The sequence below is a fragment of the Arthrobacter sp. PvP023 genome (assembly GCF_017832975.1).
GTDB lineage: Bacteria > Actinomycetota > Actinomycetes > Actinomycetales > Micrococcaceae > Arthrobacter.
In genome coordinates, this window is the sequence record NZ_JAFIBI010000001.1 from 4,207,277 (window position 1) to 4,221,867 (window position 14,591).

Here is a 14,591-nt window from a genome sequence, read left to right on the forward strand (position 1 = left end):
GTCGAATCCGGCCTTCAGTCTAGACGGCGGATACCGGCGTCCCGGCAGCACTGCCGGGACCTGCTGCGACTTACGGTGTCCGGGTTCCTGGAAGGACCCACACAGCGGCCGCCGCTTCGCCCGCGCTGATCCGGGTGCCGGCACTCCGGTCCGCCACGTCGGTTCGTAGGTCACCCGTGCAGAACGCGGGATCTGCGGCCAGGGCGGCGTACTGCGCCGGAGACAGTGCGCCGGCTGCGAGGTCGGCCCGGGCGGAGGCGCGGGCCACGAACACCAGGACGGCGCTCTCTGCTGTCTCGCGGATATAGGTGAGCGCGTCGCCGTCGGCATACAGCCAGCGGATTCCGCCCTCGGTGAGCGCCGGCTGCTGCCGCCGCAGGGCTGCCAGGACCGAATAACCGGGACGAAGGTCCGATTCGATCCGGGCGGGGTCGTTCCAGGGCATCGGCGTCCTGGCGTCTTCGCCGTTGTACCCCTTGAGGCCGAACTCGTCCCCGGCGAAGACCACGGGAACACCGGGCATCGTGAACATCATGACGGCCCCGAGCAACTGCCCGCCGTCGATCATCACGGTGGCTGCACGGGCGGTGTCGTGACTGTTCAAGGCGTTCATGTTCTGGAGCCGAAGGTCCCAGCTAAAGGCCGACGCAAGGTCCAGGTGGGTGGCGAGGAAATCCTCGGCTCCCATCCGGTTGGGGCCGGCCAGGGGGGTACCGAAAAAATTGACGTGCGCGGCGTCGCCTGCCAGCCAGGACCACAGTGGGCGGGTGAAGTTGGCGTAGGTCATGGCCCCGTGCCAGTGTTCGCCGGTGAAGTCGGGCGCGGCATCGTTGGTGGCTTCGGCCAGCAATGCTGCTTCCGGGTTGATGTCCCTGACCCGGTCCGCGATCAGGCAGGCCACCTCGCGGTTGAGGTCAGTGGCGCCCAGCCGGCCGGTCATGTTGCCGACGTCGATCCGCCAGCCGTCCAGGTTGAACGGGGGCCTGAGCCAGCGCGCCACGGGCGAGTCATCGTCCAAGACGAACTTGACCCTCAGGTCCTCGGAAGACCAGTTGAGCTTGGGCAGCGAGGCCACGCCGTACCAGGCTTCGTACTCCGTGTGCTCCGCATTGAAGTAGTAGTAGCCGGCTTCGGCGGATGCGGGATCCGCCAGCGCCTGTCTGAACCACTCATGGGCATCGCCGGAATGGTTGGCCGTGAGGTCGCCCATCACTTTGATCCCGCGCGCATGGGCCGCTTCCACCAGCTTCACGAGGGCATCATCCCCGCCCAGGAGCGGATCCACTTCGTTGAAGGTGGAGGCATCGTAGCGGTGGTTGGAACGGGCCGGGAAGAAGGGCGTCAGGTAGATGACGTCGGCGCCGAGTTGCTGGATATGGTCCAGTCTTTCGGCCACCCCGGTGAGGTCGCCGCCATAGAACTGGAAGGGTGTGGCAGGTCCGGTTCCCTGCACTGGCGTGTGGTCCCATCCGGACGGGATGGCCCAGTCAGGCACCGGAAGCGGCCCGGCGTCGGCAGAGCGCGCGAAGCGGTCCGGAAACACCTGGTACATCGTTCCCCGGCGCAGCCACTGCGGCGCAGCCGGGAAGGTGGTCAGCCGGAAGTCCGCGTAGTCGGAGACGTCGCGCCGGAACAGCCCCTGGGCGTTGAGGCTCCAGTACCCCGGCGTGCTGCCCGCCTGTCCGCTGTCTGGAGTACCGTCGTCGTGCTCGCTTTCCGCAACTTCCAGGAGGAAGCGGTACCGGGCCACCGGGTTGGTGACGGTCATCTTCGCTTCCCACCAAACCCAGCCGTTAAACTCCCCCAGGCTGTGCGCGGCGTCGTACCGGGGCTCACCGTCCTGGACCGACCGCACCCAGACCCGGGCGGCACGGCCCCAGGCCGCGGGGATCCGCACGCGGAGCCCGGCGGCATCGCCAAGCCCGGCGCGCCGCGGGACGTGCAGCGGCGAACCGTCGTGGTGCGGGAGGGGGCAGCGCGGGAGGATTGCCGGCATGCTTAGCCCTTGACCGAGCCCTGGGTGAGGCCGCTGACGATGTAGCGCTGAAGGAACAGGAACAGCGCCATTACCGGGACGGCCGCGAGCACTGCGCCGGCGGCGAAGACCCCCCAGTTCTCCGAACGCTGCTGGGCGACGAAGGAGTAGAGCCCTACGGCGAGTGTCTGGCTGTCCGGGTCGGTCAGCACCACGCTGGCTATCACGAATTCGCTGGAGATTCCGATGAAGGCGAGCAGCCCCACCACTGCGAGGATCGGGGTGACCAGGCGCAGGATGATGCCGAAGAAGATCTGCACGTGGCTGGCGCCGTCGATCTTGGCCGCCTCGTCCAGGGACTGCGGGACGGTGTTGAAGAAGCCGTACATGAGGTACGTGTTCACTCCCAGTGCACCGCCAAGGTACACCATGATCAGGCCGAGCTGGCTGCCCAGGCCCAGGGCCGGAATGACCTCGGAGATCCCGCTGAGCAGCAGGAAGATGGCCACCACGGCAAGCAGTTGCGGGAACATCTGGAGCAGGAGAAGGCTCAGCAGCCCGATCCGGCGCCCCTTGAACCGCATGCGGGAGAACGCGTAGGCGGCCATGGCTCCCAGGAACACCGTCGCTGCGGAGGTCACCACGCCCACCACCATGGTGTTGCCGAACCAGCGGCCGAAGGGCCGTGACGGGTCGTTGAACAAGGCGGTGAAATTGCCGAGGTCCAGCTTGCTGAAGAGTGCGTTCGAGCCCACGAGCGTGCCCGTGGAGTTGAACGCGGCGGACAGTACATAGAGAAGCGGAAAGATCGCGAAGATGGTCACGGCGACTCCCACGAGGTGCCGCCAGCCCTTGTCCTTGAACCAGACACCGAACGTGCGCCGCCGGTGCAGCTGCTTCAGCTGCTCGACGGTAGTGTCTGCTGCGGTGCCTGCTCCGGTGACGGCGGAGCCTGTGGCGGGTGCCGCCGTCGTACCGGTGCGTGTCGTTGACCCGTTCATGAGTTCACGTCCTCGAGTGCTTTGGTCTGCTTGAAGCTGATGGCCGACACGGTGGCCACGATGATGAAAATGATGATGGCCAGGGCGCTGGCCAGGCCGTAGTCGCGGCCGGTACCCTGCCCGAAAGCCACCTTGTATACCAGCGTGATCAGGATGTCCGTGGCTCCAATGTCACGGTCGGTGTCCGCGAAGCGCGGCCCGCCGCCGGTGAGCATGTAGATCACATTGAAGTTGTTGAAGTTGAAAGCGAAGGAGGAAATCAGCAGCGGGGCAATCGAGACCAGCAGCAGGGGAAGCTTGATGGACCGGAAGACGCGCCACGGGCCGGCGCCGTCCATCCGCGCAGCCTCGTCGAGCTCGGTGGGCAGCGACTGGAGGGCGCCGGTGCAGACCAGGAACATGTACGGGAAGCCGAGCCACAGGTTGACCACCAGGACGCTGATCTTGGCCAGGACCGGGTCCGTGAGCCAGCCGATGGTGGCGCCGCCCAGCAGCGTTTGGTTGAGCCAGCCGAACTGCGGGTTGAGGATGCCGGACCAGACCAGTCCGGACAGGAACGCCGGGAAGGCGTAGGGCAGGATCATCAGGATCCGGTAGACCTTTTTGCCACGCAGGTCCTCGCGGTTGAAGGTGATGGCCAGGAACAGGCCAAGCGCGAAGGTCAGCGCAACAGAGGCGACGGCGAAGGTGAAGGTCCAGAGGATGACACCCAGCAGCGGACCTCGCAGGCTGGGATCGGTGAAGGCGCGGGCGAAGTTCTCCATGCCGACGTCGATCTTCCAGCCCGTGGTGAGGGTCTGGCCGTTGCTGTCCGCGAAGGCCCCCTTGCCGTTGTCCCGGTAGACGGCTCCCGTGTCGGTGTCGGTGAACGTGTCGGCCGCCGCGTCATAGGTCAGGGCCGGCTTGAACTCGTAGGCGCTGCTGCCGTCCGCCGTGCGGAGGGTGCCGTCCGCCGGGTCCTCCGAGACGGGCACGGTGATGGCCAGGATGTCCTGCTGGTTTGCCACGATTTCCTGGAAGTTCAGCGTCCGGTAGCCGTCAACGGAGTTGGCCTTGCCGGTGGAGTCGGTGCCGGCGCCGGGCACTTCCTGCAGGGGCGAACCGGTGCTGCCGATGGAAGCCTTGCCATCCGGATCGGTAAACAGCAGGTAGAAGTCGTTGCCCTTGGTGAGGACCGCTGCCTTGTAGGCCGGTGAGTCAGGGACACGCTTCTGGGCCGTGAGCTGGATGGCCGCGATTGCGTCGTCCTTGGTGCTGTTGTGCCCGTCTCCGTAGTTGGTAAATGCGATGTAACCGCTGAAGAGCACTACGAAGACCTGGAACACAAGCAGGAACAGCACGCCCGGCGCCAGGTATTTTGCGGGCAGTCCCCCCTTGCGGAGGTAGATCCAGTTAATGGCCAGTACGACGGCGGAGGAGACCGCGAGGGCACCCCAGGACTGGCTCAGGAAGAGCATCATCAGGACATAGACGGCCAGGGCGTCAACGAGGCCCAGGAGCACGATCTTGGCCACGGTCCCCTTGAGGGAATCCTGGCGGGAGCGACGGTTTGGCAACCCCGGCCGGCGGCCCGAGGTGCGGCCGCCCAATGATGGCGAGGTACCCGGCGTCGGCTCGGCTCCCGACGTTGGTCCGGCTCCCGACGACGGGGGCGGCGGGGAATCCTGGAAAAGATCTGTTTTGGGCATGGCTGTCTATGGTCCTTGGGAGAATCGGGGCCGTGGAAAGTGCGGGGCGCTGCGGCAACGGGCGCTGCAGCAACGGGCCGGGCAGCGGCAAAGCTGCCCGGCCCGTGCCGGCCGGAGTGAACCGGCGGGCGGCGTCAGCCGGCCGGAGTGAACCGGCGGGCGGCGTCAGCCGGCGGGCGGCGTCAGCCGGCGGGCGGCGTCAGCCGGCGGGCGGCGTCAGCCGGCGATCTTCGCCTTGATGCTGGCAGCCATCTTGGCCCACTCTGCAGCGGGATCGCCCTGGCCCTTGATCAGCGCGAGTTCAGTGGCTCCCCAGTCGGCCCAGACTGCGCTCATTTCCGGAATGGCGGGCATGGGCACGCCGGTGGCACCGATCTTGCCGAATGCTTCCACCACGGGATCGCTGGCTGCCTTCTCGAAGGAGGCCTTCAGCGCCGGCGGGCGGCCGCCGGCCTTGTACATGGAATCCTGTGCCGCTTCGGAGGTGAGGTAGTTGGTGACGAATTCATTGGTGGCAAGGGCGTTGGCGCTCTTGGCGCTGATGAAGAAGCCGTTGACGCCGATAAACGGCTGGGCGGGCTTGTCACCGGCCGTCGGCAGGGCGTCCACAGCAAACTTGATGCCCTTCTTCTGGACATCCGGAACGTTCCAGGGGCCCGTCAGGAAGTAGGGGGATTCGCCTGCCAGGAACTTCTCCTTGGCAATGTCCCCGGTGATGTTGGAGTTGATGATCTTTTCACCTGCGTCGCCCCAGGCCACGAGCTTCTTGGCGAACTCGACGCCGGCGGCATCACCGATGAGGAGCTGTTTGGGATCGTAACCACCGTCGGCAGACTGGCCGAAGACCTGCGAACCCATGGAGGCCTGCAGCGGGTAGAGGTGGTACGGGTCGCCCTGCTTGGGATCCATGCCCACCAGGAACGGGAACTTGGCCTTGCCGTCCGCCACTGCCTTCTTGCCGTTGGCAACTACTTCGTCCAGCGTTTCCGCGCTCTCGGCCACCAGATCGGTGTTGCGCAGCAGCGCGATGTTTTCGATGGCGTACGGGACACCATAGACGGAGCCGTTGAAGGTCATGGCCTTGATAGAGGAACCCTGGAATGCCGACGACTTGTCCCCGAGTTCGATCGGAGCAATGACGCCGTTCTGGACGAACTTGCCGACCCAGTCATGCGGTCCGACGATCAGGTCCGGGCCCTTGCCCGTGGGGACCTGGGTGATGAAGTCATCGCGGACGGCGGCGAAGTCCTTGACGACGAGTTTGACCTCGATGCCGGTATCGGCCTGGAACTTGGCGGTGATGTCCTTCAGCGCCGGCGACCGTTCGGCGTCGACCCACATGGTGATGGTGCCTGCACCGGCAGACTTCAGGTCCGGCTTAGCGGTAGCGGTTGCCGGTGCGGTGGCCGATGCGCCACCGCAGGCGCTGAGCGCCAAGGCTGCCACGACGGAGAGCGCGCCCGCCGTGAAGACGCGGCGGCTGGTCCCGCTCGTGAGGGTGTTCTGCACCTTCATTGGTGTCCCTTTCATAAAAAATCCTGCATCCACGCGTCGGCCCCCTGGGCCCTGTGGCATCGTCGGTGATGTGGCTCACAGCTGCAAGCGCTTCCAAAGTACACGGGATGACCCATGATGGAAAGTCACCCTACTCGGCAGTAGCCTGGTACGCAAAGCGGGGCACCGACCCTGCCCGGAGGCTTCATTACTCCTGAGAGCCTGCAATCCAAGGGCCGGGTAGCAGACCATCCGCAGGCAATGAGTCCTACGTCACAATTGGAAGCGTTTTCAATTCTGGCTTGTTCCGTTCTACGATTACCGGCATGTCCGTTGACTCAATGCTCAAAGCCCCCGCCGTCGCGGCGGGGCCACTGACCCTGGTCCACACTGCTGATGAAGCTTCCGGCTGGTGGCGGTCCGCCGTCATCTACCAGGTCTATCCGCGGTCCTTTCGGGACCTGAACGGAGACGGCATCGGCGATCTTGCCGGCATCACTGCAGAGCTGCCCCAGTTGGCCCAACTCGATGTGGATGCCGTCTGGCTGTCGCCGTTCTACCGCTCACCGCAAAAGGACGCTGGCTACGACGTCAGCGACTACTGCGACGTCGATCCGCTGTTCGGCACCCTGGCCGACTTCGACGCCATGATGGTGGAGGCAACCCGCCTGAACCTGCGGGTGATCGTGGATCTTGTTCCGAATCACTGCTCGGACCAGCACGCCGCTTTCCAGGCTGCCCTTGCCGCCCCCGCCGGCAGTGCGGAACGTGACATGTTCATCTTCCGGGACGGCCTGGGAACCTATGGTGAAGAGCCTCCCAACAACTGGCAGTCGCACTTTGGCGGACCCGCCTGGACACGCATCACGGAGCCGGACGGCCGGCCCGGGCAGTGGTATCTGCACCTTTTCGACGCCTCCCAGCCCGACTTCAACTGGGACAACCAGGCAGTCCACGATGAATTCGAGCGGGTGCTGCGTTTCTGGCTGGACCGGGGCGTGTCCGGATTCCGCGTGGACGTGGCCCACGCGCTGGTGAAGGCTCCCGGCCTGCCGGAGTGGGGCGGCAGGGCCGACGGCAACAGCTGCGACGGCTACCCCGGCCATGACGCACCGATGTTCGGCCAGCCGGCCCTGCATGACATCTACCGGGCGTGGCGCCGGATTCTTGCCGAGTACGGTCCGGACCGCATCCTCTGTGCCGAAGCCAACGTGGACCCGTTGCCACGTTTGGCTGACTGGGTCCGCCCGGACGAAATGCACCAGGCGTTCAATTTCCCCTACCTCCATGCGGGCCTGGACGTCCACCGCCTACGCGGTGTCATCACGGACTCCCTGGTGGCGTTGGACGCCGTCGGCGCGCCAAGCACGTGGGTACTGTCCAACCACGACGTCGTCCGCCACGCCACCCGCTTCGGCTACGACGGCCCGGGACCGCGCGACGGCGACGGGATCGGCACCTTTGACCGGCAGCCCGACTTTGCCTTGGGCAGGAGCCGGGCTGCCGCCGCCTCCATGTTCATGCTGGGGCTTCCCGGCGGGGCGTATCTCTACCAGGGCGAAGAACTGGGCCTGCCGGACGGAATCGACATCCCGGACAGCCAGCGCCAGGACCCCACGTTCGCGCGCACCGGCGGAGAACGGCTGGGCCGCGACGGCTGCCGGGTGCCCCTTCCCTGGCGTGCCGCCGAACTGCACGCCGGCTTCGGCTCGGGACAAGCTCCCTGGCTGCCGCAGCCGCAGAGCTTCAGCGAACTGGCGCGTGATGCGCAGGCTGAACAGCCGACGTCGCATTTGAACCTCTACCGCCGGATGCTGGCAATGCGGAGGGAGCTGGACCTCGGCCGGGGCTCGCTGGCATGGCTGGAAAGCTGGTGCAGCGATACGTCCCTGGCCTACGTCAACGGCACCACCCTTGTGGTCATGAACACAGGACATGGACCGTTGGAACTCCCGGCAGGCCGGGTGCTGCTGCGCAGCTCCCCGGAGTCAGCTGAGACGAACTCTGGCGGTCATCAGCTAGGCTCGGGTGAGACGGTCTGGCTGAACCTTGAGGTTGGGTGATCCGGCAGTCGTTGGAATTGGCGGTTAAGAACACGGAGAACTGAATATGCCCGGCATCAAGGACGTAGCTGAGCGAGCGGGCCTGTCCATCGCTACTGTGTCACGGGCACTCAGCGGCAAAGGGAATGTGTCCGCCCGCAGCCGCGAACGTGCGCAGGCGGCCGCAGCCGAACTCGGTTTCGTCTTGTCGTACCACGCCTCCAGCCTGGCATCAGGCCGGAACCACAATGTGGGTGTTGTTGTCCCTTCCGTCCACCGCTGGTTTTTCTCCTCGGTGGTGGAAGGGGTTTCGGCCACATTGCTCGACGCCGGGTACGACCTGACCCTGTACAACGTCAGTGAAGGGCCTGACCGCCGGCACAGCGTCTTGAACGACTTCCTGCTGCGAAAACGCGTGGATGCGGTCATTGCGGTGTCACTCGAACTCAGTGAAGCCGAAATACGGCAACTGCTCGCCATCCACCGCCCGATCGTGGGAATCGGCGGCCCCTTGCCCGGTGCCTCCACGATCAGGATTAACGACCCGGGAATCGCCGAAGCAGCAACCAGCCACCTCATCAGGCTGGGGCACACCCGGATCGCCCACATGACCGGCGACGCCTCCTACCAGCAGGATTTCCGGCTCCCCGGAACGCGTCAAGGCGGCTTCGAGAAAGCCATGGCGGCTGCCGGGGTTCCCGTCCGTCCGGAATGGCAGGTCTCCGCCGACTTCACCATCCAGGGCGCCTACGCGAGTGCCCGGCAATTGCTCGGGGGCACGTCCGAACGCCCCACGGCGGTGTTCGCGGCTTCAGACGAGATGGCCATCGGAACCATCCTGGCCGCACGGGACTTCGGTCTGCGGATCCCCTATGACCTGTCCGTCATTGGAATCGACGGACATGAGCTTGGTGAAGTATTCGGCCTCACCACCTTCGACCAGGACGCCCGTGGACAGGGAGCCTTGGCGGTCCGTCTCCTGCTGGCGGGCCTTGAGGACGCAGCCGACGGCGGTGCAACCGATACGGAGTTCCCCACGAACTTCGTGGTCAGGTCCAGCACCTCCGTGCCACCGGCAGACGCTGCGCAGCGCTGACGTCTCCGAGGGTATCGCTAGGCGGCCGGCGCGCGCGAGTACAGCTCCCGCTCCATGATGATCTCTTTCTTCCCGGGATCGAGCGCATAGGCTTCCCGCCGCCCCGTGTCACCGAAGCCGTGGCGCGCGTAGAAAGCCAGGGCACGGGTATTGTCTTCGTGGACGCCGAGCTGCAGCAGTCCGCACTCAAGCTCACCTGCTGCGGCCTCGACCGACCTGCCGAGCATCTCGTCGGCGAGGCCGCTTCCCCGATACGGTACGGCCACATAAACACTAATGAGCATGGCTTGGCGCTGCCGATTAGGCTCCTGGGAATGCTTCACCACCACACGCATCAGGCCACAGAACACATTGGTCCTCGAACCGTCCTCAGCAACGAACGTCACACTTCCGGGAGCGGTCATCGCAGCGGCGCGGCTCCGCCATTGGCCCTCGGTCTGCGCCTGGGCGGACGCCAGGGATTCAACGTAAGCCGTTGGGGTATCGGCCAGCATTTCCAGCCTCACGGCGCGCAAGGATGCCCACTCCCCCTCAGCCATGCGCCGTACCCTAGCCAACTACACCACCCATGAACCGGGCAAAGCGGGCCAGTACGTCCGGCCAGCCGGCATCGTATTCAGCGCGTGTTACGGCAGGGTTTTCGGCACCCTCCCAGCCGTCGTGGACGAGGCGAAGCCCTGTGCCGCCGTCCACTGCCCTAAAAGCCACGCGGAGCTCGGTAGCCCACAACGCAGTGGTCCCCGGGTGCCAGCTGGCATGGAAAGACAACGGCGGCTGCCAGTCGTCGATCATTCCCCACACCGCGGTCCGGCCATCATCCGCGGTTTCCATGACCAGGTTCTCTTCGAACTCCACGTAAGAACCCGTACCGAAGACACTGTGGTCCTCGAGCGGCCACCAGAGGTGGGTGTGTTCGGTGAACCCAATGAACGCCTTGGAGACCGGACCGGGCACCACCACAGTGTGCACCACGGCGTCGAGGCCATCCACGGGATCGGGTGCTTCGTCCGCAGGGAATGCGTGGCTGAAGAGGTTATCCATGCTCACCAACTTTACCCGGGCGCTCTCTCACCTTTCGCACTCCCCCGGGCGACGCTCTCTCAGTTGTGGCGGGTGGTTTCCGGACGCTCTCTCAGTTGTGGCGGGTTGTTTCCGGACGCTCTCTCAGTTGTGGCGGGTTGTTTCGGGATGCTCTCTCGGTGGTGGCGGGGGTTCGAGGGCGGTGCCTGGTTCGGGTGCCCGGGCCGGGTGCCCGGAAGGCGCAGGTAGTGAGAGAGGGTGTGTCGGGAGGGGTGCCGGATCTGAGAGAGGGTGTGTCGGGAGGGGTGCCGGATCTGAGAGAGGATCTGGATGTGGGAGAGGGTGTGGGTGTGGGGTGGGGGTTTTGGTGGTTAACGTGGGAGAGCCCCAACCAGTTGCCTGGTTGGGGCTCTCGACCTGAATGATGTTCCGGCGGTGACCTACTCTCCCACACCCTCCCGGGTGCAGTACCATCGGCGCTGTGGGTCTTAGCTTCCGGGTTCGGAATGGGACCGGGCGTTTCCCCCACGCTATGACCGCCGTAACCCTTCTACCCGGACCCCCGGCATGCGCCCGGGGTTGGGAAATCAGTGGTTACAACATGCTCCTGCCGGTCAGGGCAGGTGTGGTGTTGTTATTTTGTTGTGGTTTTGTTCCTGCAACGCAACGGGTTTGTTGGTTGGGAACCACATAGTGGACGCAAGCAGTCTTGTTTTCTTTTTACCCCTTTCATGGTGTGAACGTCTTTTGAATCCGTTCACGAAAGGGGTGTGTGGTGTAAGTTATCGGCCTATTAGTACCGGTCAGCTTCACGAGTCGTTAGTCCTCGCTTCCACATCCGGCCTATCAACCCAGTGGTCTGGCTGGGGGCCTCTCACACACAAGGTGTATGGAAATCTCATCTCGAAGCGAGCTTCCCGCTTAGATGCTTTCAGCGGTTATCCCATCCGAACGTAGCTAATCAGCGGTGCACTTGGCAGTACAACTGACACACCAGAGGTTCGTCCGTCCCGGTCCTCTCGTACTAAGGACAGCCCTTCTCAAATTTCCTGCGCGCGCAGCGGATAGGGACCGAACTGTCTCACGACGTTCTAAACCCAGCTCGCGTACCGCTTTAATGGGCGAACAGCCCAACCCTTGGGACCTACTCCAGCCCCAGGATGCGACGAGCCGACATCGAGGTGCCAAACCATGCCGTCGATATGGACTCTTGGGCAAGATCAGCCTGTTATCCCCGAGGTACCTTTTATCCGTTGAGCGACGGCCATTCCACAATGTACCGCCGGATCACTAGTCCCGACTTTCGTCCCTGCTCGAGATGTCTCTCTCACAGTCAAGCTCCCTTGTGCACTTACACTCGACACCTGATTGCCAACCAGGCTGAGGGAACCTTTGGGCGCCTCCGTTACTTTTTAGGAGGCAACCGCCCCAGTTAAACTACCCATCAGGCACTGTCCCTGACCCGGATTACGGGCCGAAGTTAGATGTCCAAAGTGACCAGAGTGGTATTTCAACGATGACTCCACCCGAACTGGCGTCCGGGCTTCAACGTCTCCCACCTATCCTACACAAGCCACTCCGAACACCAATACCAAACTATAGTAAAGGTCTCGGGGTCTTTCCGTCCTGCTGCGCGTAACGAGCATCTTTACTCGTACTGCAATTTCGCCGAGTTTATGGTTGAGACAGCGGGGAAGTCGTTACTCCATTCGTGCAGGTCGGAACTTACCCGACAAGGAATTTCGCTACCTTAGGATGGTTATAGTTACCACCGCCGTTTACTGGGGCTTAAATTCTCAGCTTCGCCTTGCGGCTAACCGGTCCTCTTAACCTTCCAGCACCGGGCAGGAGTCAGTCCGTATACATCGTCTTGCGACTTCGCACGGACCTGTGTTTTTAGTAAACAGTCGCTTCCCCCTGGTCTCTGCGGCCCCGATCCCCTCCGGACAGCGTGTGTCCATCAAGGTTGGGGCCCCCCTTCTCCCGAAGTTACGGGGGCATTTTGCCGAGTTCCTTAACCATAATTCTCTCGATCGCCTTAGTATTCTCTACCTGATCACCTGTGTCGGTTTGGGGTACGGGCGGCTAAAACCTCGCGTCGATGCTTTTCTAGGCAGCATAGGATCACCGAATCCCCCCTAAAGGGGTCCCGTCAGGTCTCAGGCATCATGAACGGCGGATTTGCCTACCGTTCGCCCTACATCCTTGGACCGGGACAACCATCGCCCGGCTCGGCTACCTTCCTGCGTCACACCTGTTAATACGCTTACCTCCCAGGATCAGGTCCCGCGCTCCACCAAAACCCTCACACCACAAGGGTGATCGGGCAGGTCTCGGGCGGTTAGTATCCCCTGTTCAGCATGGGCGGTTTTTCGCCGGTACGGGAATATCAACCCGTTGTCCATCGACTACGCCTGTCGGCCTCGCCTTAGGTCCCGACTTACCCAGGGCAGATTAGCTTGACCCTGGAACCCTTGATCATTCGGCGGACGGGTTTCTCACCCGTCTTTCGCTACTCATGCCTGCATTCTCACTCGTGTAGGCTCCACCGCTGGTTTACACCGCGACTTCACTGCCCACACGACGCTCCCCTACCCATCCACACTCCTGAACCAACCCCACAAGGAGGCGGCTTGGATAAAATGTGAATGCCACAACTTCGGCGGTGTACTTGAGCCCCGCTACATTGTCGGCGCGGAATCACTTGACCAGTGAGCTATTACGCACTCTTTTAAGGATGGCTGCTTCTAAGCCAACCTCCTGGTTGTCTTCGCAACTCCACATCCTTTCCCACTTAGCACACGCTTAGGGGCCTTAGTTGGTGGTCTGGGCTGTTTCCCTCTCGACTATGAAGCTTATCCCCCACAGTCTCACTGCTGCGCTCTCACTTACCGGCATTCGGAGTTTGGCTGACGTCAGTAACCTTGTAGGGCCCATTAGCCATCCAGTAGCTCTACCTCCGGTAAGAAACACGCAACGCTGCACCTAAATGCATTTCGGGGAGAACCAGCTATCACGAAGTTTGATTGGCCTTTCACCCCTACCCACAGCTCATCCCCTCCATTTTCAACTGAAGTGGGTTCGGTCCTCCACGACGTCTTACCGTCGCTTCAACCTGGCCATGGGTAGATCACTTCGCTTCGGGTCTAGATCACGCCACTGCAACGCCCTATTCAGACTCGCTTTCGCTACGGCTGCCCCACACGGGTTAACCTCGCGACGTAACACTAACTCGCAGGCTCATTCTTCAAAAGGCACGCCGTCACCAGAATCAGACTGGCTCCGACGGATTGTAAGCACACGGTTTCAGGTACTGTTTCACTCCCCTCCCGGGGTACTTTTCACCTTTCCCTCACGGTACTGGTCCGCTATCGGTCATTAGGGAGTATTTAGGCTTATCAGGTGGTCCTGACAGATTCGCACGGGATTTCTCGGGCCCCGTGCTACTTGGGATACTTCCCAGGCGGTACACAACATTACGGTTACGGGGCTCACACCCTCTCTGGCCGGCCTTTCAAGACCGTTCACCTATGCCTGCACATCACACCTCGCTGTCCCGGCAGAGACAGCACGGAAAGTCCCGCAACCCCGACCATGCAACGCCCGCCGGCTATCACACATGGAACGGTTTAGCCTGATCCGCGTTCGCTCGCCACTACTAACGGAATCACTATTGTTTTCTCTTCCTGCGGGTACTGAGATGTTTCACTTCCCCGCGTTCCCTCCACGCACCCTATGTGTTCAGATGCGGGTCACCAGGCAACTCGCGTCCCTGGCGGGGTTTCCCCATTCGGACACCCTGGGATCACAGTCCGGTTATCGACTCCCCCAGGCTTATCGCAGATTCCTACGTCCTTCTTCGGCTCCTAATGCCAAGGCATCCACCGTGTGCTCTTAAAAACTTGACCACAAAAGATCAAAAACGCTAATTTTCGAGAGAACCACAGAAACCAATCCCCCACCCCGAAAGGCGAAGAACCAGATCCAGGTTCATATTCTTGGAAATTGCTTCTTATAAAAGATGCTCGCGTCCACTATGTAGTTCTCAAACAACAACCCCGTACCACACACCCCACACACGCACCCCCGCAAAGGGACAACAACCGTGTGATCGGTGCAGCCAGGAAACCAGAAACAAACAAAACCCGGGAAGAAACCCTCCCGGTCCTGTTGCCTCAGGACCCAACAGTGTGCCAAACACTAAACCGCCTGCGCCCCGCCCCCGCCGTTCCAGGACACTCAAGAGCATCCGTACTGGGCAAGGACAAAACCATG

The 14,591-nt window shown here is 62.8% G+C and carries 8 protein-coding genes and 2 rRNA genes; 2 read left to right on the top strand and 8 right to left on the bottom strand.

Annotated elements, in window-relative coordinates; genetic code table 11:
• Positions 1 to 70 precede the first annotated feature (70 nt).
• From JOE31_RS19065 to JOE31_RS19080, 4 genes are all read right to left on the bottom strand, one after another.
• Positions 71 to 1,996, bottom strand: a complete 1,926-nt coding sequence (locus JOE31_RS19065; protein WP_209747268.1) for a glycoside hydrolase family 13 protein — start codon at positions 1,994 to 1,996, stop codon at positions 71 to 73.
• A 2-nt stretch (positions 1,997 to 1,998) separates the two neighbouring features.
• Positions 1,999 to 2,976, bottom strand: a complete 978-nt coding sequence (locus JOE31_RS19070; RefSeq protein WP_209747270.1) for a sugar ABC transporter permease — start codon at positions 2,974 to 2,976, stop codon at positions 1,999 to 2,001.
• Positions 2,973 to 4,664 (bottom strand): ABC transporter permease subunit, encoded by a 1,692-nt coding sequence (locus JOE31_RS19075; RefSeq protein ID WP_209747272.1) that lies wholly within the window; start codon positions 4,662 to 4,664, stop codon positions 2,973 to 2,975. The genes JOE31_RS19070 and JOE31_RS19075 overlap by 4 nt, the downstream gene beginning before the upstream one ends.
• 216 nt (positions 4,665 to 4,880) lie before the next feature.
• The gene (locus tag JOE31_RS19080; protein WP_209748629.1) at positions 4,881 to 6,179 is read right to left on the bottom strand and encodes a maltose ABC transporter substrate-binding protein; all 1,299 of its coding nucleotides are present in this window, start codon (positions 6,177 to 6,179) and stop codon (positions 4,881 to 4,883) included.
• A 305-nt stretch (positions 6,180 to 6,484) separates the two neighbouring features.
• On the opposite strand from JOE31_RS19080, the gene JOE31_RS19085 reads away from it, so the two are divergent.
• Entirely contained in the window at positions 6,485 to 8,221 is a 1,737-nt protein-coding gene (locus tag JOE31_RS19085; RefSeq protein ID WP_245199268.1) for an alpha-amylase family glycosyl hydrolase, read from the top strand.
• A gap of 46 nt (positions 8,222 to 8,267) precedes the next feature.
• Positions 8,268 to 9,296 (top strand): LacI family DNA-binding transcriptional regulator, encoded by a 1,029-nt coding sequence (locus tag JOE31_RS19090; protein ID WP_209747273.1) that lies wholly within the window; start codon positions 8,268 to 8,270, stop codon positions 9,294 to 9,296.
• 17 nt (positions 9,297 to 9,313) lie between these two features.
• Here JOE31_RS19090 and JOE31_RS19095 read toward each other — a convergent pair whose 3' ends face one another.
• The 4 genes from JOE31_RS19095 to JOE31_RS19110 form a co-directional block, all read right to left on the bottom strand.
• The gene (locus JOE31_RS19095) at positions 9,314 to 9,835 is read right to left on the bottom strand and encodes a GNAT family N-acetyltransferase (protein ID WP_209747275.1); all 522 of its coding nucleotides are present in this window, start codon (positions 9,833 to 9,835) and stop codon (positions 9,314 to 9,316) included.
• Positions 9,836 to 9,845: 10 nt separating this feature from the next.
• Positions 9,846 to 10,337 carry an SRPBCC domain-containing protein gene (locus JOE31_RS19100; RefSeq protein ID WP_209747277.1) on the bottom strand — a complete coding sequence of 164 codons (492 nt, stop codon included), beginning with the start codon at positions 10,335 to 10,337 and terminating at the stop codon, positions 9,846 to 9,848.
• A 406-nt stretch (positions 10,338 to 10,743) separates the two neighbouring features.
• A 5S ribosomal RNA gene (rrf, locus tag JOE31_RS19105) occupies positions 10,744 to 10,860 on the bottom strand.
• Between the two features lie 228 nt (positions 10,861 to 11,088).
• Positions 11,089 to 14,224, bottom strand: a 23S ribosomal RNA gene (locus tag JOE31_RS19110).
• Between the last annotated feature and the right edge of the window lie 367 nt (positions 14,225 to 14,591).